This is a genomic window from Piscinibacter gummiphilus, assembly GCF_002116905.1.
GTDB lineage: Bacteria > Pseudomonadota > Gammaproteobacteria > Burkholderiales > Burkholderiaceae_C > Rhizobacter > Rhizobacter gummiphilus.
In genome coordinates this window covers 1,093,241-1,116,051 of sequence record NZ_CP015118.1, presented here as the reverse complement: position 1 = coordinate 1,116,051, position 22,811 = coordinate 1,093,241, and the positions used below count along the sequence as shown (strand labels likewise).

24 protein-coding genes and 2 tRNA genes are annotated in these 22,811 nt (G+C 69.6%); 15 read left to right on the top strand and 11 right to left on the bottom strand.

The window, feature by feature from the left end; translation table 11 throughout:
• Positions 1-259 precede the first annotated feature (259 nt).
• A tRNA-Ile gene (locus tag A4W93_RS05080) sits at positions 260-336 on the top strand.
• 83 nt (positions 337-419) lie between these two features.
• Here the strand turns inward: A4W93_RS05080 and A4W93_RS05075 are convergent.
• Entirely contained in the window at positions 420-671 is a 252-nt protein-coding gene (locus tag A4W93_RS05075) for a hypothetical protein (protein ID WP_085749577.1), read from the bottom strand.
• 139 nt (positions 672-810) lie between these two features.
• On the bottom strand, positions 811-1,821 hold the full coding sequence (gene hrcA / locus A4W93_RS05070) for a heat-inducible transcriptional repressor HrcA (RefSeq protein ID WP_085749576.1): 1,011 nt from the start codon (positions 1,819-1,821) through the stop codon (positions 811-813).
• 81 nt (positions 1,822-1,902) lie between these two features.
• Between hrcA and A4W93_RS05065 the strand changes: the two genes are divergently transcribed.
• The 4 genes from A4W93_RS05065 to A4W93_RS05050 are packed head-to-tail and all read left to right on the top strand — an operon-like array spanning position 1,903 to position 6,043.
• The gene (locus tag A4W93_RS05065) at positions 1,903-2,775 is read left to right on the top strand and encodes an NAD kinase (RefSeq protein ID WP_085749575.1); all 873 of its coding nucleotides are present in this window, start codon (positions 1,903-1,905) and stop codon (positions 2,773-2,775) included.
• The gene (gene recN, locus A4W93_RS05060) at positions 2,776-4,470 is read left to right on the top strand and encodes a DNA repair protein RecN (protein WP_085749574.1); all 1,695 of its coding nucleotides are present in this window, start codon (positions 2,776-2,778) and stop codon (positions 4,468-4,470) included.
• Complete coding sequence (rapZ, locus tag A4W93_RS05055) at positions 4,467-5,405, top strand: RNase adapter RapZ (RefSeq protein ID WP_085749573.1); 939 nt, start codon at positions 4,467-4,469, stop codon at positions 5,403-5,405. Before recN ends, rapZ begins: the two co-directional genes overlap by 4 nt.
• A gap of 38 nt (positions 5,406-5,443) precedes the next feature.
• Positions 5,444-6,043: an LON peptidase substrate-binding domain-containing protein gene (locus A4W93_RS05050; RefSeq protein WP_320409212.1), complete on the top strand. Its 600-nt coding sequence runs from the start codon at positions 5,444-5,446 to the stop codon at positions 6,041-6,043.
• A gap of 59 nt (positions 6,044-6,102) precedes the next feature.
• Here the strand turns inward: A4W93_RS05050 and A4W93_RS05045 are convergent, their stop codons facing one another.
• The 4 genes from A4W93_RS05045 to mutM form a co-directional block, all read right to left on the bottom strand.
• Positions 6,103-7,692 (bottom strand): DUF2135 domain-containing protein, encoded by a 1,590-nt coding sequence (locus A4W93_RS05045; protein WP_085749572.1) that lies wholly within the window; start codon positions 7,690-7,692, stop codon positions 6,103-6,105.
• 108 nt (positions 7,693-7,800) lie between these two features.
• Positions 7,801-8,874 carry an A/G-specific adenine glycosylase gene (gene mutY / locus A4W93_RS05040; protein WP_085749571.1) on the bottom strand — a complete coding sequence of 358 codons (1,074 nt, stop codon included), beginning with the start codon at positions 8,872-8,874 and terminating at the stop codon, positions 7,801-7,803.
• A gap of 13 nt (positions 8,875-8,887) precedes the next feature.
• Positions 8,888-10,876 carry a dynamin family protein gene (locus A4W93_RS05035; RefSeq protein WP_085754040.1) on the bottom strand — a complete coding sequence of 663 codons (1,989 nt, stop codon included), beginning with the start codon at positions 10,874-10,876 and terminating at the stop codon, positions 8,888-8,890.
• A 134-nt stretch (positions 10,877-11,010) separates the two neighbouring features.
• A complete protein-coding gene (gene mutM / locus A4W93_RS05030) occupies positions 11,011-11,826 on the bottom strand; it encodes a bifunctional DNA-formamidopyrimidine glycosylase/DNA-(apurinic or apyrimidinic site) lyase (RefSeq protein WP_085749570.1) in 816 nt (271 codons plus the stop codon).
• Between the two features lie 81 nt (positions 11,827-11,907).
• On the opposite strand from mutM, the gene A4W93_RS05025 reads away from it, so the two are divergent.
• From A4W93_RS05025 to A4W93_RS04980, 10 genes are all read left to right on the top strand, one after another.
• Complete coding sequence (locus A4W93_RS05025; protein WP_085749569.1) at positions 11,908-13,746, top strand: tetratricopeptide repeat protein; 1,839 nt, start codon at positions 11,908-11,910, stop codon at positions 13,744-13,746.
• On the top strand, positions 13,743-14,276 hold the full coding sequence (locus A4W93_RS05020; protein WP_237357697.1) for an outer membrane lipoprotein LolB: 534 nt from the start codon (positions 13,743-13,745) through the stop codon (positions 14,274-14,276). Before A4W93_RS05025 ends, A4W93_RS05020 begins: the two co-directional genes overlap by 4 nt.
• Positions 14,273-15,151: a 4-(cytidine 5'-diphospho)-2-C-methyl-D-erythritol kinase gene (gene ispE, locus A4W93_RS05015; RefSeq protein ID WP_085749568.1), complete on the top strand. Its 879-nt coding sequence runs from the start codon at positions 14,273-14,275 to the stop codon at positions 15,149-15,151. Before A4W93_RS05020 ends, ispE begins: the two co-directional genes overlap by 4 nt.
• Before the next feature lie 38 nt (positions 15,152-15,189).
• Positions 15,190-15,266: transfer RNA gene (locus A4W93_RS05010), tRNA-Gln, on the top strand.
• Positions 15,267-15,450: 184 nt separating this feature from the next.
• Complete coding sequence (locus A4W93_RS05005) at positions 15,451-16,413, top strand: ribose-phosphate pyrophosphokinase (RefSeq protein WP_085749567.1); 963 nt, start codon at positions 15,451-15,453, stop codon at positions 16,411-16,413.
• A gap of 95 nt (positions 16,414-16,508) precedes the next feature.
• Positions 16,509-17,153, top strand: a complete 645-nt coding sequence (locus tag A4W93_RS05000; RefSeq protein WP_085749566.1) for a 50S ribosomal protein L25/general stress protein Ctc — start codon at positions 16,509-16,511, stop codon at positions 17,151-17,153.
• A gap of 91 nt (positions 17,154-17,244) precedes the next feature.
• Positions 17,245-17,679, top strand: coding sequence for a YeeE/YedE family protein (locus tag A4W93_RS04995; protein WP_085749565.1), 435 nt, complete (start codon positions 17,245-17,247; stop codon positions 17,677-17,679).
• A 10-nt stretch (positions 17,680-17,689) separates the two neighbouring features.
• A complete protein-coding gene (locus tag A4W93_RS04990) occupies positions 17,690-18,112 on the top strand; it encodes a DUF6691 family protein (RefSeq protein WP_085749564.1) in 423 nt (140 codons plus the stop codon).
• A 55-nt stretch (positions 18,113-18,167) separates the two neighbouring features.
• Positions 18,168-18,812 carry an aminoacyl-tRNA hydrolase gene (gene pth / locus A4W93_RS04985; protein WP_085749563.1) on the top strand — a complete coding sequence of 215 codons (645 nt, stop codon included), beginning with the start codon at positions 18,168-18,170 and terminating at the stop codon, positions 18,810-18,812.
• Between the two features lie 13 nt (positions 18,813-18,825).
• Complete coding sequence (locus A4W93_RS04980) at positions 18,826-19,272, top strand: hypothetical protein (protein WP_085749562.1); 447 nt, start codon at positions 18,826-18,828, stop codon at positions 19,270-19,272.
• Between the two features lie 482 nt (positions 19,273-19,754).
• Here A4W93_RS04980 and A4W93_RS04975 read toward each other — a convergent pair whose 3' ends face one another.
• From A4W93_RS04975 to hisA, 5 genes are all read right to left on the bottom strand, one after another.
• The gene (locus A4W93_RS04975; protein ID WP_085749561.1) at positions 19,755-20,033 is read right to left on the bottom strand and encodes a YfhL family 4Fe-4S dicluster ferredoxin; all 279 of its coding nucleotides are present in this window, start codon (positions 20,031-20,033) and stop codon (positions 19,755-19,757) included.
• Positions 20,034-20,068: 35 nt separating this feature from the next.
• Positions 20,069-20,578, bottom strand: a complete 510-nt coding sequence (gene coaD / locus A4W93_RS04970) for a pantetheine-phosphate adenylyltransferase (protein WP_085749560.1) — start codon at positions 20,576-20,578, stop codon at positions 20,069-20,071.
• Positions 20,575-21,210 (bottom strand): 16S rRNA (guanine(966)-N(2))-methyltransferase RsmD, encoded by a 636-nt coding sequence (rsmD, locus tag A4W93_RS04965; RefSeq protein WP_237357696.1) that lies wholly within the window; start codon positions 21,208-21,210, stop codon positions 20,575-20,577. Before rsmD ends, coaD begins: the two co-directional genes overlap by 4 nt.
• Complete coding sequence (gene hisF, locus A4W93_RS04960) at positions 21,207-21,968, bottom strand: imidazole glycerol phosphate synthase subunit HisF (RefSeq protein ID WP_085749558.1); 762 nt, start codon at positions 21,966-21,968, stop codon at positions 21,207-21,209. The genes rsmD and hisF overlap by 4 nt, the downstream gene beginning before the upstream one ends.
• A 69-nt stretch (positions 21,969-22,037) precedes the next feature.
• Entirely contained in the window at positions 22,038-22,781 is a 744-nt protein-coding gene (gene hisA / locus A4W93_RS04955) for a 1-(5-phosphoribosyl)-5-[(5-phosphoribosylamino)methylideneamino]imidazole-4-carboxamide isomerase (RefSeq protein WP_085749557.1), read from the bottom strand.
• Positions 22,782-22,811: the final 30 nt, after the last annotated feature.

The window sequence follows — 22,811 nt, the reverse complement described above, 5'->3', positions numbered from 1 at the left end:
CCTCCCTGGCCGCGATTCTACACAAATCCGTTTTGCGCCGTACCGATCGAAGTAAAACCGGTTCCACGGCGTGACGTGTGTCGCGCACTTCGCCTGCACGTCAAAACTGTCGACGGCGTTTCACCAGAGCGGGCGCACACCGCAAGCCTGCCCGCCGGTGGGTCGCGGACCCGCGCGGCGTCTTCGCGCCACGATCCCGGTACGCCTCGTGCCCGAGGCGATGCGACCGACCCTCAGCGTTAAGATGCCGGGTTGCCCGGGGCCGGAAGCTTAAGCGGTATAAGCAGACGACTCATAATCGTTCGACAGTGGGTTCGAGTCCCACCCGGCCTACCAACCTGGCCTGCAGCTCCACGGCAATCCGACGCCGTTCTCCGCCGGAGTTGACAGGCGGGTCGTTCCGAAGCGGCTTCGACCGCTCAATTCACCGCCTCCTTCGCCGCCGCCTTGGCCTTCTTGCCATGCCGCTTCGCCTTGGCCTTGTGCACATCGGCCTTGGCATCGTGCACGCTGCTCTTCGGCTCGTCGGTGACCACGCTCTTGGTCTCCTCGACGCCGCGCTTGGCCGTCTCGGCAGTTGCCTTGCCGGCTTCCTTCACGGCGGTGCCGGCCTGCGCGAAGGCGAGGCTGCTCATCATCACCAGGGCGAGGGTGGAAACGAGTTTCTTCATGGGGATCTCCTCGAAACGATGCGGACGATGCCGCGACGGTCTCAAGGATGCCGATGCGCCGCGTGCAAGGCCGTAGGCCGTGCCAGGAGCGAGGTGTCGGACGGCGATGGCGGGTGCCGTAGGCCGAGGCCTGCGGCCCTTACTTCGTGCTCAGCGCATTGCTCACCAGCCGCGACGTGATGTCCACGATCTGGATCATCCGGTCGTACGCCATGCGCGTCGGGCCGATGACCCCGAGCGTGCCGACGATCTGCCCGTTGACCTCGTAGGGAGCGGACACCACCGACAGTTCCTCGAACGGCACCACGCGGCTCTCGCCGCCGATGTAGATGCGCACGCCCTCGGCGCGGCTCGAGACGTCGAGCAGGCGCATCAGCTGGGTCTTCTGTTCGAAGAGGTCGAACAGCTTGCGCAGCGAGCCCATGTCGCTCGAGAAGTCCTGCACCGTGAGCAGGTTGCGTTCACCGGAGATGACGACCTGTTCCTGCTGGTCGTCGGCCTCGGTGCCGGCGGCCACGGCCGCCTGCATCAGCGTGGCGATTTCGCCGCGCAGGGCGTCGACCTCGGTCTTGAGGCGCTCGCGCACCTGCTCGATGGACAGGCCGGCGTATTGCGCGGTGAGGAAATTGCTGGCTTCCTGGAGCTGGCCCTGCGTGTAGTCCTGGGCGGTGAGGATGACGCGGTTCTGCACGTCGCCGTCGGGGGTGACCAGGATCACGAGGATGCGGCGCTCGGACAGGCGCAGGAACTCGATGTGGTGGAACACGCCCACCTTGCGCGGCGCGGTGACCACGCCCACGAAGTTCGACAGGTTCGACAGCAGGTGCGCGGCGCTGGCGATCACGCGCTGGGGCTGGTCGGGGTGGATCTGCGGGGCGTCGGGCCCCGGGCCCAGGTCGCGCGGCTGCGCGGTGAGCATGGTGTCCACGAAGATGCGGTAGCCGCGGGCGGTGGGGATGCGGCCGGCGCTCGTGTGGGGGCTGGCGATCAGGCCCAGGTCTTCCAGGTCGGCCATCACGTTGCGGATGGTGGCCGGGGACAGGTCCAGGCCGGAGGCCCGGGAGAGCGTGCGCGAGCCGACGGGTTGCCCGTCGGCGATGTAGCGCTCCACCAGCGCTTTCAGCAGGGTCTTGGCACGCTCGTCCAGCATGAAAGTGATTGTAGGCCGGGGCCGGATCGGGGCCGGTTTCCCGGGGTGGCGCCGTCATGTTGCTGTGGTGTAATTCTGAGCATGTCTTCACGCTTCCGTCATGCCGCACTCGTGGGCAAGTACCAGGCCCGTGGCATCCAGGGGCCGCTGGAGGAAATCGCCCAGTTCCTGGTCCGCCAGGGGCTCGACGTGTCCCTCGAGCGCGACACCGCGCTGAACACGGGCATCACGGACTACAACGCCCTCACCCACGCCGAGATGGGCCGCGAATGCGACATCGCCATCGTGGTGGGCGGCGACGGCACCATGCTCGGCAGCGCCCGCCAGCTGGCCCAGTTCGGGCTGCCGCTGGTCGGCATCAACCAGGGGCGCCTCGGCTTCATCACCGACGTGCCCATCGGCCACTTCGCCGATGCCCTCGCCCCCATGATCGCAGGCGACTACGAAGAGGAACGCCGCACCATGCTCGAAGGCGGCGTGTGGCGCGACGAACGCCTGATCTTCGACGGCTTCGGCGTGAACGACGTGGTCGTGAGCCGCGGCCCCACGTCGTCGATGATCGAGCTGAAGGTCACCATCGGCGACGAGTTCGTGGGCAACTTCCGCGCGGACGGCCTGATCGTCGCGTCGCCCACCGGCTCCACCGCGTACGCGCTGTCGGCCGGCGGCCCCATCCTGCACCCGGGCATCGCGGCCTGGGTGATGGCGCCCATCGCCCCGCACGACCTGTCGAACCGCCCCATCGTGCTGCCCGACGTGGGCCGCATCAGCATCGAGGTGGCCCAGGGCCGCGACGCCAGCGTCAACTTCGACATGCAGGGCATGGCCAGCCTGCTGCCGGGCGACCGCATCACGGTCGCGCGCTCGTCGCACCAGGTGCGATTCCTTCACCCACTGGGCTGGAGCTACTACGCCACGCTCCGCCGAAAACTCCACTGGAACACCGGAGTCTGAATGCTTCGCCGCCTGGCCCTCCGCGACTTCGTCATCGTCACGTCCCTCGAGGTCGACCTCTCGGCCGGCTTCTCGGTGCTCACCGGTGAAACCGGCGCCGGCAAGTCCATCCTGATCGACGCCGTGCAGTTGGCCCTCGGCAGCCGCGGCGACGCCGGCGTGGTGCGGGAGGGTTCGGCCCGCGCCGAGATCACGGCCGAGTTCGACGCGCCCGCCAGCCTCGCCGGCTGGCTGGAGGACGCCGGCTTCGAGCCGGGCGACACGCTGCTGCTGCGCCGCGTCATCGACGCCCAGGGCAAGAGCCGCGCGTGGGTCAACGGCAGCCCCGCCACGGTGGCGCAGCTGCGCGAGGCGGCCGACCACCTCGTCGACATCCACGGCCAGCACGCGTGGCAGAGCCTCACGCGGCCGGCCTCCGTGCGCGGGCTGCTCGACGCCTACGCGGGCCTCGACACCGACGCCCTCGCCGCGGCGTGGTCGCGCTGGAAGGCCGCCACCGACGCGCTGGAACGCGCCCGCACGCAGCAGGCCGACCTGGAACGCGAACGCGAGCGACTGGCCTGGCAGATCAACGAGGTCGACAAGCTCGCCCCCGGCACCGACGAGTGGGACGAGCTCAACGCCGAACACTCGCGCCTGTCCAACGCCCAGGCCCTGATGGACGCGGCCCGCGTGGCGCTCGACGCCATCAGCGAGGCCGACCACAGCGCCGACAGCCTGACCGCCCGCGCCGCCGATGCCCTGCAGGACGTGGCCGAGTACGACCACCGCCTCGCCGAGGTGGCCGAGGTGCTGCAGAGCGCCCAGACGCAGTTGCAGGACGCCGCCCACACGCTCGGCAGCTACCTGAACCATGCCGACCTGGAGCCCGAGCGGTTGCAGGAACTCGACGACCGCCTGTCCGCGTGGATGGGCCTCGCGAAACGCTACCGCCGCACGCCGGCCGAGCTTCCCGCCACGCTGTCGGCGTGGAAGGACGAACTGCGCGCCCTCGACGCCGCGGCCGACCTGGCCGCGCTCGAAGCGGCGGTCAAGGACACGAAGGCCACGTTCGACTCCGAGGCGAAGCGGGTGTCGGGCGTGCGCCGCACCGCCGCGCCGAAGCTCAGCCACGCCGTCACCGCCGCGATGCAGCAGCTGGGCATGGCCGGCGGCGTGTTCGAGGTGGCGCTGCAGAAGCAGGACACGCCCCAGTCGCACGGTCTCGAATCGGCCGAGTTCCTGGTCGCCGGCCACGCCGGCAGCACGCCGCGCCCCATGGCCAAGGTGGCGTCGGGGGGCGAGCTGTCGCGCATCGCGCTCGCCATCGCCGTCACCACGAGCCAGCTCGCGCCCCATGGCGAAGCCGCGGGCACGCTGATCTTCGACGAAGTGGACGCGGGCGTGGGCGGTGCGGTGGCCGACACCGTGGGCCGCCTGATGAAGCAGCTGGGCCGCGACCGCCAGGTCATGGCGGTCACGCACCTGCCCCAGGTGGCCGCCTGCGCCGACCACCATTTCGTGGTGGCGAAGGCCGCGCACGAAGGCCGCACGCGCAGCGACATCACCCCCGTCCATGGGGAATCGCGCGTCGCCGAAATTGCCCGTATGCTGGGAGGTGAACGCCTGTCCAGCACGAGCCTCGCCCACGCGCAGGAACTGCTGTCCGTGGCCGCCGACGTCCCCACCACCGCCCGCGCACGCAAACGATCATGAACACCCCCGCTCCCGGAGCCCCCGACCCCGCAGCGCTCAACGAGGTGGTGCTCGTCACCGGCATCTCCGGGTCCGGCAAGTCGGTCGCGCTGCACGCGCTGGAAGACGCGGGCTTCTTCTGCGTCGACAACCTGCCGCCCGAGTTGCTGCGCGACTTCCTGCGACTCGAGCACGGCCGCTCGCAGCGCCGCGTCGCCATCGCGGTGGACGTGCGCAGCGCCGGTTCGCTGCCCCACCTGCTGCCGCTGATCGAGGAACTGCGGGGTGAAGGTGTGGTGATCCGCTCGGTGTTCCTCGACGCCGGCACGGACGCGCTGGTGCGCCGGTTCTCCGAGTCGCGCCGCCCGCACCCGCTGTCGCAGCAGGCCACGTCGCAGAGCCTCAACCGCCGCCGGGAAGACAAGGCGCCCGACGGCCACCGTGCCCTGTACGACGCCATCGAACTCGAACGCGAGCTGCTCGCCGAACTGCGCGAGATCTCCACCGTGGTCGACACCAGCCAGCTGCGCCCCGCCCAGCTGCGGCTGTGGATGCGCGACCTGGTGCAGGCCGGCAGCCTCGCCCTCACCCTCGTGTTCGAGTCGTTCGCGTTCAAGCACGGCGTGCCGCTCGACGCCGACTTCGTGTTCGACGTGCGCATCCTGCCGAACCCCTATTACATCCGTGAACTGCGTGCGCAGACGGGCCGCGACGACGGCGTGATCCAGTACCTCGAGGCCCAGCCCGAGGTGGCCGAGATGCTCGAGCAGATCGAGGCGTTCATCGCCCGCTGGCTGCCCGCGTTCGAGAACGACCAGCGCAGCTACCTCACGGTGGCCATCGGCTGCACCGGTGGCCAGCACCGCTCGGTCTACCTGACCGAGACGCTCGCCCGCCGGTTCTCGAAGCGCAGCGTCTCGCTGATCCGCCACCGCGAACTCGACGCCCGCGATTGACCTCTTTGCTGCCGCGCATGCGCTTTCGTTCCTCGACCGTGAAACTGCCGCTCCTTCCGCTGCAGGCCGTACTCTTTCCAGGCGGCCTGCTGAGCCTGAAGGTGTTCGAGGCCCGCTACCTCGACCTCGTGAGTTCCTGCCTGCGCGAACACAAGCCGTTCGGCGTGGTGGCCGTGCGCCAGTCCAGCGAGGGCGGCAAGGCATCCGATCCCAATGCCTTCGAGGCCGTCGGTGTGATGGCCGAGCTGATGGAGGTGGACGCGCCCCAGGCCGGCATCCTTCAGGTGCGTGCGCGCGGCCTGAACCGCTTCACGCTCGTGGGGCAGACGCAGCTCGACGACGGGCTCTGGGAGGGCCGCACGCGCGCCCTCGACAACGACGAGCGCGTGGCGCCGTCCGAGTCTCAGCTCGAGACCGTCAAGGGCCTTGCCAACGCCATCGGCACGCTCAAGCAGCAGGGCTCCGAGCCTTTCCTGAAACCCTTCCACTTCGAGGACGCGGGCTGGGTGGCCAACCGGTGGTGCGAGATCCTGCCCATCTCGGTGGCCGCGAAGCAGCGCCTGATGGCCCTGGAAGACCCCGTGGGCCGGCTCCAGCTGGTGGACGACTTCCTGCGCAGCAAGGGCGTGGTGCGCTGATCCCGGAATGAAAAAGCCCCCGGCCGGTGGGACACCGGCCGGGGGCGCTCACACGGTCCTCAGGACGCCGTGCAGTACGTGGCCGGGGTGTTCGGCGCTTCGACCGGGTCGGTCGCAGACCAGGTCTGGATCGGCGTCACCGTGATGCGGCATTGCGCGTCCACCGTGAACGAGAAGACGGTCCACCACCAGGTGTTGGCGCCCTCACCCGCCGGCGGCGTGAACACCGACACCGCCCCCGCGTTGTTCAGTTCCACGCGCGTGGGCGATCCCGTCAGGCCAGGGCCGGTGTCTTCGCTGAAGTTGTTCACGGCGTAGCGGTACGTGCCCACCATCAGGCGGCGCACCGTGATCACCTCGGGGCCGTAGCTGCTCATGTCGTCCACGTCCAGCGCGGCGAACGGCGCGGCCGTCAGGCTGCCATCGGCGGCGAAGTACACGTGGTCGCCGTTCGGAGCGAACAGGTGCGAATCGACGTCGGACGGCGAGCGGCCCCAGGTCAGCTTGATGGTCAGGCCGGTAGCGGCGTTGCTCAGCACCAGGCAGGCACCGGTGGGCGACAGCGGCGCATCCGCCGTGCCCGACGTCACCGAGACGGTGTTGGAGAAGCGCACGCCGCTCTGCGCGGTGACCGTGCCGTTGGCCTGGCGCTTCATCGGCACGACGAAGTTGCCGGCGGCGTCGGTGATGGCCGAGGCGGTGCCGGAGTAGTCGATGCCGTCGGTCACGATGCGTGCGTTGGCCACCGCGGCGCCGGCCTCGTCCTTCAGGCAGCCGGTGATGTTGACGGTGTTGACGTACTGGTCGGCGTTCCAGGTGGTGAAGTGCGTCACCGTGCCTTCGTAGTACTGGTTGGGCGCGGTGCCGGCCAGCGTGGCCGTGCCTTCTTCCACCCACTCGCCCTTCGTGGCGTCGAACCAGAACAGCGGGATGCTGTTCGTGGGCGTGCCGCGCGTGGAGAGCGGGATGCGCACGGTGGCCGACTTGCCCGTGGCGATGTTCACGCGGGCGCCGGTGGTGTCGGCCAGGGTCACGGTCATCGCGCCGTAGCTCTCGATGCTCGAGAGGCCGGCGGTCGTGCGGGCGCGGAAGTCACCGGGCATGTAGGCGGGGTTCACCGCCGGGTCGATCGGCGTGACCGACACGGTGACGGAGCCCGAGATCGGCAGGCCGTCGGCACGCGCCAGGGCGGCAGCGGGCAACGTCACGCGCGCGGACGAACCGGGCACGGTCACCGACCCGCCCGCGGCCGGGTCGACGACGCCGCTGGCGGCCACCGGGAGCAGTTGCGCGGTGACGGTGGTGGTCTGCTGCGCCACGGCGTGCGTGACGACGACGTTCTCGGCATAGGCCGTCTTGTTGAACGTCAGCACGGTGCGCGTGCCGGCCGCCACGGGCACGGTGAAGCGGCCGTCGTTGTCGGTGGTGGCCGTCTGGGTGCCCGACTTCACGGTGACACCGCCGACCGGCTTGCCGGTGGCCGTGTCGAGCACGGTGCCCGCGACCGTCGAGTTCGGGGCCTGCGGGTTTTCGGTGCCGGTGGCCGGCGCCGGGGCGTCGTCACCGCCGCAGGCGGTGAGCAACAGCGAGACCGCGAGCGCGGGCGCCGCGGCCCACGCGAGGAAGGAGGAAGAGGATGGGTGCTGCATGGATCCCTGGGTGTTCGAATGCGGGCCGTCACCGCGACGACCCAGCCCTGAAGCGTGCGGGAAGTCACGCTCCTTGCCCTCCCCACCGAGGTGGGGTGAACCCCGTTTTCAGCCCCCCGCTGATGGGGGTGTGCGTTCCAGCAGCTTGCGCAACGCCGACGGCACGCCCATCGACAGCGCCTCGTCGCGCGTGACCCAGCGGCCGGCCGGCAGCGTGGCCGTGATGCGGGCCACGTCCTTCGCGACGGCCTTCGCCGGCAGGCGCCAGACCACCGGATGCAGCGTCCAGTCGAGGTGGGTCAGCACGTGCTTGAACGCGTCGAGCACCTCGGCCGCACCGGGCCAGTCGGCCGCGGCCGCACGCAAGGCGTCGACCGAGTCGAACTCGGGCAGGCTCCAGAGGCCTGCCCACACACCGGTCTCGGGACGCTGCACGAGCCACAGGCGGTCGTCGCGCACGAGCCAGAGCCAGGCGTTCTCGCGCTGGCTGCGCTTGAGCTTGCGCGTCTTCACGGGGAAGCGCTCGGGCTGCCCGTCGCGGCGTCCCTGGCAACCGGGTTGCACCGGGCACACGAGGCACTGCGGCGACCGGGGCAGGCAGATGGTGGCGCCGAGGTCCATGATGCCCTGCGTGTACGCCTCGATGCCCTGCTCCGGCAGCATCTCCGTGGCACGGTTCCACAGCACCCGCTCGTTCGCGGCCACGGCCAGGTCGGCGTCGAACGCGAGGAACCGCGTCAGCACCCGCTTGACGTTGCCGTCGAGGATGGCCACGCGCTCGCCGTAGCAGAAGGCCGCGACGGCGGCCGCCGTCGAGCGGCCGATGCCGGGCAGGCTCTGCAGCAGCTCGCTGCTGCGCGGGAATTCACCGCCGAAGCGCTCGACCACCGCCTTCGCGCACGCATGCATGTTGCGCGCGCGGCTGTAGTAGCCGAGGCCGCTCCACAGCGCGAGCACGTCGTCCTGTTCGGCTTCGGCCAGCGCCCGCACGTCGGGGAAGCGGGCGAGGAACCGCGCGTAGTAGCCCAGCACCGTGGTCACCTGCGTCTGCTGCAGCATGATCTCGGAGAGCCACACGCGGTACGGGTCGGTGGTCTGCTGCCACGGCAGCGTGTGGCGTCCGTGCGTGCGCTGCCACGCGATCAGCGGGGTGGCGAAACGGGACGGCGAGCTGGACTGCAAGAAGAGCCGGGGATCAGGCTTGAATGGCGATGCGCGATTCGGTGTCGACCAGCTGACCGTGGCCCGACTCGCCGAACGTGGCGGGGTCGAGGTGGGCGTGTTCCTTGAGCTTGCCGATCAGGTCGGCGCAGCGGGCCACCTGCTGCTGCAGCTGGGCGTCCTGCGCCTCGAGTTCGCTCAGGCGGTGTTCCAGCTCGCCGGAGGCGGCCTGGATGCGCTCGAGCGCCTCGCGGCGGCGGCGGAAGCCGCGGCGGCGTTCGCGCAGCTGCGAATCGACCTGCGACGACGCCATCTTGTTCCACAGCTCGAGTTCGCCGCTGGCGTTCTCGAACACCACGCGCAGCTTCGACATCAGCATGCGGCGGAACTGCTCCATGAACTTGGTCTGCGACAGGCGCAGCGCCTGCGTGAGGCCCAGGTACTGCACGTAGTTGCGCTGGATGAGCGCGAGCTCCTGCACGAACCGGTTCATGTCGGGCATCTGGTTGACCGACAGCGAGAAGCCGAATTCGGCGTTGAGCTTCGCGAACGACGCGGTGAGCATCGTGTGGATCTCGTTGCCGCGCGTCTGCGTGGCTTCGAGCAGCTCGCGCAGACGGCTGCACAGCGCGATGAACGCCTTCTTGGCGCCGAGGTTGAGCAGCGTGGCGTGCATGGCCGTCTGCATCTCGGTGACCTCTTCGCGCAGGCGGTCGCTGGTGAGGTCGATCAGCGCGTTCTTCAGCATGCGGCTGTGGACCATGCGCATGGCCTGCAGGCGGGCGGTGCACTGCTCGAATTCGCGGGTCTCGGCGTCCACCCGCTCGATCATCAGGCGGGTCTTCGCGCCGCTCTTGCCACGCAGGCCGCGCAGCTCGAGCAACTGCTCGGCGAGCTGGCGGCGGCGGTCGCCGAGGCGGCGGGACACGAGCGCCTCGGTGCGCATCACGGCGTCGACCACGGTGGTCTGCAGCACGTCGCGGCGCTGCGGCAGCAGCTGGGCGCCGAGGGCGGCTTCCAGGTCGAGCACGCGGCTCTCGGCCAGCGCGGCGGTTTCACCGTCGACGCGGGCGGCGAGCGCCTGGCGGGCCGACAGCGGGAACACCTTCTCCGGCGCCACGCCGAGCGTGCGCGCTGTGTTGTTGCGCTGCGTCTCGATCTGGTCGGCCACCTGGGCGGCCGTGGCGAGCGGGTCGCGCAGCGCGTCGATCTTGTTCAGCACCACGAAGCTCGACGTGGTGGGCGAGCCGAGGTGGTCGCGCCAGATGGTCAGGTCGGACTTCGTGACGCCGGTGTCGGCGCCGAGGATGAACACCATCGCGTGCGCGGACGGCAGCAGGCTCAGCGTCAGTTCCGGTTCCGCGCCGATGGCGTTCAGGCCCGGGGTGTCGAGCACGACCAGGCCGCGCTTGAGCAGCGGATGCGGGTAGTTGATCATCGCGTGGCGCCAGGCCGGCACTTCCACGCGGCCGGTGTCGTCCACCGGCGGGTTGTCTTCGGTGTTGTCGTCGTGCCAGAAGCCCAGCGCGCGGGCTTCGTCGACGCTCACCCACTGGGTGCGCATCACTTCCTGGAGCGACTCGGACAGGCGCTCGGGGTGGGTCACGTCGAGCGGGATGTGGGTCCAGGCGCGGGGCTGCGAGCGCAGGTCGGCGAGGGACAGGCCTTCGAGCCGGGTGGCGATGGGCAGCAGCGCGAGCGCGGGCGCCTCTTCACCGTCGTGGCCCAGCTCGACCGGGCACATGGTGGTGCGCCCCGGGGTGGCGGGCAGCACACGGCGGCCGGTGTCGGCGAAGAAGATGGCGTTGATGAGCTCGGACTTGCCGCGCGAGAACTCGGCGACGAAGGCGACCACGAGCTTCTCGTTGACGAGGCCGCGGCGCAGCGTGTCGAGGGCTTCGGCCGCGGCGGGATCGGCCAGGTCGTGTTCGCCCAGGAAATGGCCGAATTCGTCGAGGCGGCGCCCCAGGCCGGCGCGCCAGAGGCCAAGAGCATCAAGACTGCTTGCGAAGGAAGAAGCCATGGAAATGGACGGGCCCGGCAGGTAAGCGTCGGCCATGGTATCGCAAGGGGCATGCCCGCCGCCCCCGTCGAAACACTTGGTCACCCTCGGGGCCGCCGGACCGTGCGGATTTCCCCACTGGCCACCGTCTTTGCCTATCTTTTCTGGCAGGACGGGCAGAAGAAGGTGGAGCGGGCGGCCTGGGTGATTCTCCGGATGGGGGTTCCGCAGACGGTGCACGGGTCGCCTTCGCGGCCATACGCCCTGGCCTGGTCCTGGAAGGCGCCGGCCATGCCGTGGGTGTCCTTGAAGTCGCGCAGCGTGGTGCCGCCCAGGGCCAGGGCACGGGCGAGGATGGTGCGCACGGCCTCGGCGAGGCGCTCGGCGCGGGGGCGGCTGACCTTGTTGGCGGGCAGGCGCGGGTCGATGCCGGCGGCGAAGAGGGCCTCGCAGGCGTAGATGTTGCCGGCGCCCACCACGATGTCACCCGACAGCAGCGCGAGCTTCACGGCGATGCGGCGGCGTTTCAGCGCGTCGTGCAGGTAGGCGCCGGTGAAGGCGGGGTCGAAGGGTTCGAGGCCCAGGCCGGACAGCAGCTTGAGGGCGGGGTCCTGGTCGAGCGCGTTCGACCAGACCACGGCACCAAATCGCCTGGGATCGGTCAGACGGAGGGTGCCCCGGGTGGTGAGCAGGTCGAAGTGATCGTGCGCGGCCGGCTCGGGCACGGCATCGCGGAACGCAAGGGAGCCCGACATGCCCAGGTGCATCAGCAGGCCGCCGCCGGTGAGCGGCAGCCACAGGTACTTGCCGCGGCGGGTGGCCTCGCCCACGGTGCGGTCCACGAGGCTGTCGGGGTCGCAGCCGAGCGGCCAGCGCAGCGGCTTGCCGAGGCGCACGCCCGTGACCACGGCGCCGGCGATGCGCGGGGCCAGGCTCGCGCGGGTGGTTTCGACTTCGGGCAGTTCCGGCATGCCTCGATTATGGCGAGCCGGGGCGCCGCAGACGCCGGCCGGGACGTGACACTAGAATCGATCACGCATACAGGAGCATTCATGCGGGCCTTCTCCCCAATTTCTCGTGCAGCGCTCGCCCTGGCCTGTTCGCTGGCGCTTGCCCCCGCGGCACGCGCGCAGGCGGCGGCCGCCCCCACCGACCCCGACGCGGACGACGCCCCGCCCGCCGTGGTGAACAACTCGCCGCTGAACGCGCGCATGTTCACGCAGCTGTTCGTGGCCGAACTCGAGGCCCGCTCCGGCCAGAAGGGCCTCGCGTACCAGATGATGCTGGAGGCGGCCCGGCGCTCGCTCGACGAATCGCTGTTCCGCCGTTCCGTGGGCCTCGCATCCGAGATGGGCGACGGCCCCGCCGCGCTGTCCGCCGTCCAGGCCTGGCGCAACGCCATCCCGACGTCGGTGCAGGCCACGCGCTACGAGGTGCAGCTGCTGCTGGCGCTCGACCGCTTCCCCGAGGCCGCCACCGCCACGCGTGCGATGCTCGACCTGACCCCGCCCGAGGACCGTGCCGGCACCTTCGCGTCGATCCCCCGCCTGTTCGCGCGCAACCGCGACCGCAAGGCGAACGCCCAGCTGCTCGAGCCGGTGCTGACGCCGTGGGTCGCCAAGCCCGAGACCCGGGTCGGCGCGAGCATCGCCCTTGCCCGCATGATGGCGGCCGCCGGCGACACCGCACGTGCGCTCGAACTCACCCGCGCCGCCCACCAGCAGGACCCCGCCGCCGAGACGCCCGCGCTGCTGGCCATGGAACTGCTGGTGAGCCACCCCGAGGCCGACGCGATCGTGGTCGACCACCTGAAGGTGCGTCCGCAGGGCTCGGCCATCCGCATCCTGTACGCCCGCGTGCTGAGTTCGATGCACCGCTACGCCGAGGCCGCCGCGCAGCTCGACGAAGTCACGCGCCGCGACCCGCAGATCGCCGCGCCGTGGGTCACCCTCGCCGCGCTGCAGCTCGAACTGAAGAAGCCGGCCGAGGCCACCACCACGGTCTACCGCTACCTCGCCGGCCTGCGCGACGGCTCCATCGTCGCCACGGCCCCGGCCACCGGCACGCAGTCGCCCATCGTGCTCGCCGCGGGCGACGACGACGATGACGACAGCCCCACCGACCAGAGCGTGGCGCAAGCCTATTTCCTGCTGGCACGCGCCGCCGAGATGCAGCGCGACTACGCGGGCGCCGAGGGCTGGCTCGCGAAGGTCACCGACCCCCAGCGCGCGCTGGACGTGACGGCCCGCCGTGCCGAGCTGCTGGCCAAGCAGGGCAAGCTCAAGCAGGCCGTGGACCTCGTCCGCAAGGCCCCGGAAGACACGCCCGAAGCGGCGCGCACGAAGCTCGTGCTCGAGGCCCAGCTCTACAGCGACGCGAAGCAATGGGCCCAGGCCGAGGCCGTGTTCGCCGAGGCGAACCGGAAGTACCCGAACGATTCGGAGTTGCTGTACCAGCAGGCCATGATGGCCGAGAAGCTCAACCGCCTCGAGGACATGGAGCGGCTGCTGCGCAAGGTGATCGAGATCCGCCCCGACCATCACCATGCGTACAACGCCCTCGGCTACTCGCTCGCCGAACGCAACCTGCGCCTGCCCGAGGCGCGCGAACTGATCGTCAAGGCGCTCGAGCTGTCTCCCAACGAGCCGTTCATCACCGACAGCCTCGGCTGGGTCGAGTACCGCCTCGGCAATTCACAGGAGGCGCTGCGCCTGCTGCGCCAGGCCTACCGCCTGCGCCCCGACGTCGAGATCGGCGTGCACCTCGGCGAACTGCTGTGGGTCACCGGCCAGCGCGACGAGGCCCGCCGCATCCTGCGCGAGGTGCGCGCCCGCGATGCCACGAACGACGTGCTGCGCGACACCCTCGCCCGCCTGAAGGTCGACCTGTGATCCGTCGGCGCGTCGCGATGGCCGCCGCCGCGGCGGCGGTGGTGTCGGCGTGCACCACCGTGCAACCGCCCGCACCGCCCGGCGACAGCCTCTCGGGCCGCCTGGCCGTGAAGGTGGACGCGAGCGCCGGCCAGCCCGCGCGGTCGGTCACGGCCGGGTTCGAACTCGCGGGCAGCCCGCCGGCCGGCCGCATGAGCCTCACGAGCCCGCTCGGCACGATGATCGCGCAGGCCGACTGGTCGCCCGAGGGCGCCCGCCTGGTCACGTCCGACGGCGAATCGACGTTCGGCAACCTCGACGAACTCACCCGCGAGATGCTGGGCGAAAGCCTGCCCGTGGCCGCCCTCTTCGACTGGCTGCGCGGCCGCCCCTGGTCCGGCGCGCCCAGCCAGGCCACCACGCCGCCCACCGAACCCGGCTTCGACCAGCTCGGCTGGGCCGTGCGCCTGGGCCGCTTCGGCGACGGCCTCGTGGTCGCGCAGCGGGCCGCGCCGCCGCTGGTGACCGTCCGCGCCCAGGTCGACCGATGAGCGCGATGACCCTGACCGACGTGGCCGCCCCGGCCAAGCTGAACCTGTTCCTGCACATCGTGGGGCGGCGGGCCGACGGCTATCACCTGCTGCAGTCCGTCTTCGTGCTGATCGACTGGGCCGACACGCTGCACTTCGAGCGCCGCGCCGATGGCCGGCTGCAGCGCCACGACCTCACCGCCCCCCTGCCCGCCGACGACCTGTGCCTGCGCGCCGCCCGCGCGCTGCGGGCCGCCTCGGGCACGTCGTTCGGCGCCGACATCAGCATCGACAAGCAGGTGCCGTGGGGCGCCGGCATGGGCGGCGGCAGTTCGGACGCGGCCAGCACGCTGCTCGCGCTGAACCGGCTGTGGGACCTCGGCTGGTCCCGTGAACGCCTGATGGCACTGGGGTTGTCGCTCGGGGCCGACGTGCCCTTTTTCATCGGCGGCCAGAATGCCTTCGTGGAAGGCGTGGGCGAGGTCCTGACCCCGCTGGCCCTGCCGCGGCAATGGCTCGCGGTGGTCAAACCGGCGGCTGGCATCGAAACCCGTGCGATTTTTGCGAGTCCGCTCTTGGCGCGCGACAACAAACCTGATAAAGTAGCGGGCTTCCTGGTTGATGCAGGCATTCAAAGCCTTCTAGACGGATACGGCATCAATGTGATGCAGCCTCCGGCAGAGTCTGAATGCCCCGAAGTCACGAAAGTGGCCCGGGTTCTGCAGGAACGGTTCGGCAACAGCCGCATGACCGGTTCCGGCAGTGCCGTGTTCGCCAGGGCAGGCACAGGACACCAGCCACTGGCGTCCCTTCCTTCCGATTTGCCGGAGGGTTGGGTTGGAAGAATGTGCCGGAGTCTGGAGGAACATCCCCTGAGGGGTTGGGCTTCCGACTGAAAAGTTTTGGGCCGCTTGCGAAAGCAGGCAGCCTGTGTAGGGGAGTCGCCAAGTTGGTTAAGGCATCGGATTTTGATTCCGACATGCGAAGGTTCGAATCCTTCTTCCCCTGCCACTGAATTAGAAAAAAGAGCTTCAGTGAGCGGTCCGCCGGACCGATGCGCTGAGGCTCTTTTTGTCGATATGGGTGACGAATTTTTCGTCATGGTTCCCGTGCCACCCGGTGGCACACCGCAGCTGAAATGAAAGGGCGCGCTGTGCCCGCGAATGCGCCCCAAACCAGCCCCGACGGAGGGAATGTGCTTTTCAATACCGTTCTGTTCACCGGCAACGCCAACCCCGCCCTCGCGCAGGAAATGGCCTCGCACCTGGGCATCGAACTCGGCAAGGCTTCGGTCGGCCGGTTCTCCGATGGTGAAGTCGCCATCGAGATCCAGCAGAACGTGCGTGCGCGCGACATCTTCGTCGTGCAGCCCACGTGCGCGCCCACGAACGAGAACCTGATGGAACTGTGCATCATGGTCGACGCGCTGAAGCGGGCCTCCGCCCGCCGCGTCACGGCCGTGATTCCCTACTTCGGCTATGCCCGCCAGGACCGCCGCCCGCGTTCCACCCGCGTGCCCATCAGCGCGAAGGTCGTGGCCAACATGCTGGAAGCCGTCGGTGTCGAGCGCCTGCTCACGATGGACCTGCACGCCGACCAGATCCAGGGCTTCTTCAACATCCCCGTCGACAACATCTACGCGTCGCCCGTGCTGCTGGCCGACGTGCAGAGCAAGCGCTACCCCGACCTGGTCGTGGTGTCGCCCGACGTCGGCGGTGTGGTGCGCGCCCGTGCGCTGGCCAAGCAGCTCGGCTGCGACCTGGCCATCATCGACAAGCGCCGCCCGAAGGCCAACGTGTCCGAAGTGATGCACGTCATCGGCGACATCGAGAACCGCAACTGCGTGATCATGGACGACATGATCGACACCGCCGGCACCCTCGTGAAGGCCGCCGAGGTGCTGAAGGAGCGTGGCGCGAAGAGCGTGTACGCCTACTGCACGCACGCCGTGTTCTCGGGCCCGGCCATCGAACGCATCAAGGGTTCGCAGCTCGACGAAGTGGTGATCACCAACACCATCCCGCTGAGCGAAGACGGCAAGGCCTGCCCGAAGGTGCGCCAGCTGTCGGTCGCGTTCCTGTTCGCCGAAACCATCCGTCGCATCTCCGACGGTGAGTCGGTGACGTCCCTGTTCGCGGAGCAGAACAACAACTTCTGATCCGCACACGGCGGTGCCGACAGGCGCTGTCTTTCGCGGGCCGCAAGGCCCACTTCGACGCCTGGTCGCGGGCGTCTTCCTATTTGGAGCAAACCATGAAATTTGTTGCTTTCGAGCGCAAGCTGCAGGGGACCGGAGCGAGCCGCCGCCTGCGCAACGCCGACAAGGTGCCTGGCATCGTCTACGGTGGCGCCGCCACCCCGTCGCTGATCGAACTCGATCACAACGCGCTGTTCCACGCGCTGAAGAAGGAAGCGTTCCACTCGTCGATCCTCGACATGGAACTGAACGGCAAGTCCGAGCAAGTGCTGCTCCGTGACTACCAGCTGCACCCCTTCCGCCAGATCGTGCTGCACATCGACTTCCAGCGCGTCGACGCCACCACGATGATCGTCAAGAAGGTGCCCCTGCACTTCGTGAACGAAGAAAACTCGCCGGCCGTCAAGACCGACAAGTGCCTGGTGAACCACGTCGTCACCGAACTCCGCATCTCGTGCCTGGCCAAGGCCCTGCCCGAGTTCCTGACCGTCGAACTCGGCGAACTGACCAAGGGCCAGGCCCTGCACGTCAGCGACCTGAAGCTGCCCGCCGGCGTCAAGGTCGTGACGCAAGGCAAGCCGAACCCGGTGATCGTGTCGACCTCGGTCCCGGTCGAAGAAGCCGAGATCGCTCCGGTCGTCGCTGCCCCCGCCGCTCCGGCTGGCAAGGGCAAGAAGTCCGAAAAGCAGAACAAGAAATAAGAAGAGCCTTCGGGCATCTGAGAAGCCCCGCCTCGGCGGGGCTTTTTTTCGTCCGTGCCCGGTGTGCCACCATGCCGCAGGAGATCCCGCCATGACCCTCGACTGGAATGCCTTCACCCCCTGGACCGCCCTCGCCGGCGGCGCCCTGATCGGCCTGGCCGCCACGATGTTCGTGCTGCTGAACGGCCGCATCGCGGGCATCAGCGGGGTGCTCGGTGGACTGCTGCCCCCGGCGCGCGGCGACACCGCGTGGCGCGTGGTGTTCCTGCTGGGTCTGTTCGCCGCGCCGTGGCTGTGGCGGGCCGTGACGGCCTGGCCGCCGGTGACGATCGACGCCGGCACGTCGGCCACCGTCGCCGCGGGCCTGCTGGTCGGCTTCGGCACGCGCCTCGGGTCCGGCTGCACCAGCGGCCACGGCGTGTGCGGCCTCTCGCGCCTGTCGCCACGTTCGCTCGTGGCCACCCTCGCCTTCATGGCCGCGGGCTTCGTGGCGGTCTGGGTGATCCGCCACCTGTTCGCCGGCTGAAGGACACGCCATGGCCCTCCTGCTCTCCGCCTTCGCGGCCGGCCTCGTGTTCGGCCTCGGCCTGATCCTCTCCGGCATGACCGACCCGGCGAAGGTGCTCGCCTTCCTGGACCTCGCGGGCCGCTGGGACCCGTCGCTGGCCCTCGTGATGGGCGGCGCGATCGCCGTGGGCCTCGTGGGCTTCACCATCGCCCGCCCGCGCTCCGTCTCGCTGCTGGGTTCGGCGATGAAGCTGCCCACGGCCCGGCACATCGACCGGCGGCTCGTCGCGGGCGGCCTGCTGTTCGGCGCCGGCTGGGGCCTGGCGGGGTTCTGCCCGGGGCCGGCGCTCGTCGCGATGGTGATGGGCCACTCGAAGGCCCTGCTCTTCGTGGCCGCGATGCTGGTGGGGATGGGGCTGTTCGAGTGGATCGACCGGCGGCGCAGGACCTGAGTTTCGAGGGCGGATCGGCACCGCCCTCCCGGGATCCAGCACCGATAATGTCGCCATGATTCGACTGTTGGTAGGCCTCGGCAACCCCGGGGCGGAATACGAGGCCACGAACCACAACGCGGGGTTCTGGTGGATCGACGCCGTGGCGCGCGAACTCAAGGCCACGCTCGTGCCCGAGCGCAGCTACTTCGGGCTCGTCGCCCGGGTGAACCGCCAGGAGGGCCCGCTGTGGCTGCTCGAGCCGCAGACCTACATGAACCTCTCCGGCAAGTCGGTGGCCGCCCTCGCCCGCTTCTTCAAGATCGCGCCCAACGAGGTGCTGGTGGCCCACGACGAACTCGACCTGCTCCCGGGCCAGGTCAAGATCAAGTTCGGCGGCGGCCACGCCGGCCACAACGGACTGCGCGACATCCACGCGCAACTCGGCACCCCCGACTACTGGCGGCTGCGCCTCGGCATCGGCCATCCCGGCGTGAAGGCCGAGGTGGTCGACTACGTGCTGCGCAAGCCCAAGCCGGAAGCGCGCGACGCCATCCACGAGTGCATCCACCGCACCCTGCCGGCACTCGACCTGCTGCTCGAAGCCAACATGGAGCGTGCGAACATGAAGATCAACGCGAAGCCGCCGCGCCCGAAGCCGCCCCGGCCCGAGGGGGTCGGCAAGCCCGCGGCCCCGGCCGGCGAAACGCCCTCCACCTGATCGGCGCGGCGACATGCGTGGCTTCGCCGTCGCCCGCGGCCTCGCGGCCCTGGCCGTGTGCCTCGCGGGGCTCGCCGCCACCGGTCACGCCGCCACCATCTACCGCTGCGGTCCCGAAGGCCGCACGTTCTCGCAGATCCCCTGCCCCGCCGGGGAGGGCCGCGCACTGGACGTGAGCGACACCCGCGACGCCGGCCAGCGCGCCGAAGCGCAAGACGCGGTCCGGCGCACCGCCGCGGCGGCCGACAGCATGGCGGCGGCACGGGAACGCCTCGAGGCCGCGCGGGTGCGTGCACCGGGCCTGATCCCGGTGACACGGGTCGCCGAGTCCGAGGACCGGAAGACGTCCGGCAAGGTGGCGAAGAAAAAGAAGCGGGGCCGTGACGACGGGCTGACGGTGCCGTTCAAGGGGGCGCCGGCCGACGAAGGCGACAGGAAGAAGCCTGCCGCTGCGCGCTGAAGACGCACCGCCCTCAGCAAGTCACCCCGGCGAACGCCGGGGCCCACCGGTCCAATGGCGCGCCCTGGGCCACGTTGGATCCCGGCGTTCGCCCATTGCTGTCCGGGGAAAACGAGACGAACTCAAAACACTCGTCATCCCGGCGCAGGCCAGGACCCTGGGCCTTGCCGGAAGCGCGGCGTTGAACCTCCAGACACTGCACCTCGGCACGAGGGCAGCGAGCCATCGCGGAGGACTTTCCGGCGCCTGAGCGGGGCACAACGCTCAGGGTCCCGGCCTGCGCCGGGATGACAGCGTGTTTTCGCGATGCGATCGAGTCACGACATCGGCAGATCCGTTGCATCCCGCTCGGGGTCGGGCCTGTCACCGATCTTCCGTTTTTTCCCCGGACAGCAATGGGCGTTCGCCGGGATGACGAGTGTTTTCGGGAGCTTGTCGTTTTCCCCCGAACCGCAGCAAGCGTTCGCCGGGACGCCATTCGCTCAGGAGGCGCTGTCGGGCGCAGGCGCGTCGGTCAGCCCCTGAAGCTTCCGGTACTTCGCCCACAGCGTTTCCTTGGACTCGATGTGGTCCGGGTGGATCGGGATGCAGCTCACCGGGCACACCTGCACGCACTGGGGCTCGTCGAAGTGCCCCACGCACTCGGTGCACTTGGCCGGGTTGATCTCGTAAAAAGCCTCGCCCATCGAGATCGCCTGGTTCGGGCACTCGGGCTCGCACACATCACAGTTGATGCATTCGTCGGTGATCAGCAACGCCATCTCGGGTCACGCTCCGCAGTCGGGCCGGAAGAACATCAGCCGGCCTTCTTGTCCGCTTTCACCTTCTGGTGCAAGCGGCTCAGGACGGAGGGTGACACGAATTTGGAGACATCACCGCCGAGGTTGGCAATTTCGCGCACGAACGTGCCCGACACGAACTGGTACTGGTCGCTCGGGGTCAGGAACACGGTTTCCACGTTGGGCATCAGGTGGCGGTTCATGCCGGCCATCTGGAACTCGTATTCGAAGTCGCTGACGGCGCGCAGGCCGCGCACCACCACCTTGCCGCCATGGCTGGTCACGAAGTCGCTCAGCAGCCCGTCGAAGGCGATCACCTCGACGTTCGGGTGTTTCACGGCCAGTTCCTGGGCGATCTCGAGCCGCTCGGCCAGCGTGAACATCGTGCGCTTGTGGTGGCCGGCGGCCACGGCGAGGATCAGGCGCTCGAACAGGCGGCCGGCCCGGCGCATCAGGTCCTCGTGGCCCAGCGTCATCGGGTCGAAGGTGCCGGGGTAGACGGCGGTGAGGCGGGTCACGGAAGTCAAGCGGGCTCCTTCGGGGCGGCTGCGGTCGATTCGGGCGCAGTGTAGCCGGGCTCGGCACGTTGAAACAAATGGTAGTGCACCGTGCCGGCACGCCCGTGGCGGTGCCGGGTGAGCGGCTCGCCGCTGAAGTCTTCCGGCGAGAACTCCCGGTCGGCCTCGAGGTAGATCAGCCCGCCGGGCACCACCACCCGCGACGCGGCGGCCACGGCCTTGCCGAACAGGCCGGCGTCGAACGGCGGGTCCACGAACACCAGCTCGAAGCTGCCGGCCGGTTGGCGGCCCATCCAGGTGATGGCGTCGGCGCCGGTCACCCGCACGGAATCACCAGCCTTCAGGCGGGCGTGCACGTCCTGCAGGCCCTTCACCAGGCGGCCTTCGCGCTCCAGCAGCGTCACCTCGGACGCCCCCCGCGACGCGGCCTCGAAGCCGAGGGCCCCGCTGCCGGCGAACGCGTCGAGGCAGCGCCAGCCATCGAGGTCGTTGCCCAGCCAGTTGAAAAGGGTCTCGCGCACGCGGTCGGGCGTGGGCCGCAGGCCGGGCAGGTTCGCCACCGGCAGCTTGCTGCGCTTCCACTGGCCGCCGATGATGCGCACCTCGCGGGGCGGCGTGCCCCGCGGTCCCGCCGCGCTCAAGGACGCACCGGGATGCCCCGGCTCGCCATCAGTGCCTTGGCCTCGCCCACGGTGTGTTCGCCGTAGTGGAAGATGCTGGCGGCCAGCACCGCGTCGGCATGGCCCTGCTGGATGCCTTCGGCCAGGTGCTCGAGGGTGCCCACGCCGCCGGAGGCGATGACCGGCACGTCCACCGCGTCGCTCACGGCGCGCGTCAGCGGCAGGTTGAAGCCGATCTTCGTGCCGTCGCGGTCCATGCTGGTGAGCAGGATCTCGCCGGCGCCGTACGCGGCCATCTTCTTCGCCCATTCCACGGCGTCGAGACCGGTGTTCTTGCGCCCGCCATGGGTGTAGACGTCCCAGCCCGAGCCATCGGCCCGGCCCTTGGCGTCGATGGCCACCACGATGCACTGGGCGCCGTACTTGGCCGAGGCGTCGCGGATCACGTCGGGGTTGGCCACGGCCGCGGAGTTGAAGCTCACCTTGTCGGCCCCGGCGTTCAGCAGCCGGCGCACGTCGTCCACCGTGCGCACGCCCCCGCCCACGGTCAGCGGGATGAAGACCTGCGACGCCACGGCCTCGATGATCGGGAGGATCAGGTCCCGGCCGTCGCTGGTGGCGGTGATGTCGAGGAAGGTGAGTTCGTCGGCGCCCTGGTCGTTGTAGCGCGCGGCGATCTCGACCGGGTCGCCGGCGTCACGCAGTTCGACGAAGTTGACACCTTTGACGACGCGACCGCCGGTCACGTCGAGGCAGGGAATGATGCGTTTGGCAAGCATGGCGGGGGTGCCGAAGTGTGGACACGGCGCGGCCGCCAGGACGAACCACGCGGGAAAGAGGATGAAGGGTCAGACGCCGTTGAGTTCGTCGGCACGGCGCTGGGCCGCCTCGAAGTCGAGGTCGCCGCTGTAGATGGCGCGTCCGCAGATCACGCCTTCCACGCCGTCGCTCTCGACGGCGCACAGCTTCTCGATGTCGGCGATGTTCGACAGGCCACCCGACGCGATCACCGGGATGCTCAGCGCCTGCGCCAGCTTCACGGTGGCGTCGACGTTGATGCCCGACAGCATGCCGTCGCGGCCGATGTCGGTGTAGATCACGCCTTCGACGCCGTAGTCCTCGAACTTCTTCGCCAGGTCGATGACCTCGTGGCCCGTGAGCTTGCTCCAGCCGTCGGTGGCGACCTTGCCGTCCTTCGCGTCGAGGCCCACGATGATGTGGCCGCCGAAGGCGCTGCAGGCGTCGCGCAGGAAGCCGGGGTTCTTCACCGCGGCCGTGCCGATGATGACGTAGCTCAGGCCGTCGTCGAGGTAGCGCTCGATGGTGTCGAGGTCGCGGATGCCGCCGCCCAGCTGCACCGGGATCTCCTCGCCCACTTCGGCCAGGATGGCCTTGATGGCGGCCTCGTTGACCGGCTTGCCCGCGAAGGCGCCGTTCAGGTCCACGAGGTGCAGGCGGCGTGCGCCGGCGTCGACCCATCGTCGGGCCATCTGCGCCGGATCTTCCCCGAAGGTGGTGGAAGCATTCATGTCGCCTTGCTTGAGGCGCACACAGTGGCCGTCTTTCAGGTCAATCGCGGGGATCAGCAGCATGGCCGAGGGTGGAGGTGGTGAGGGAAGGAA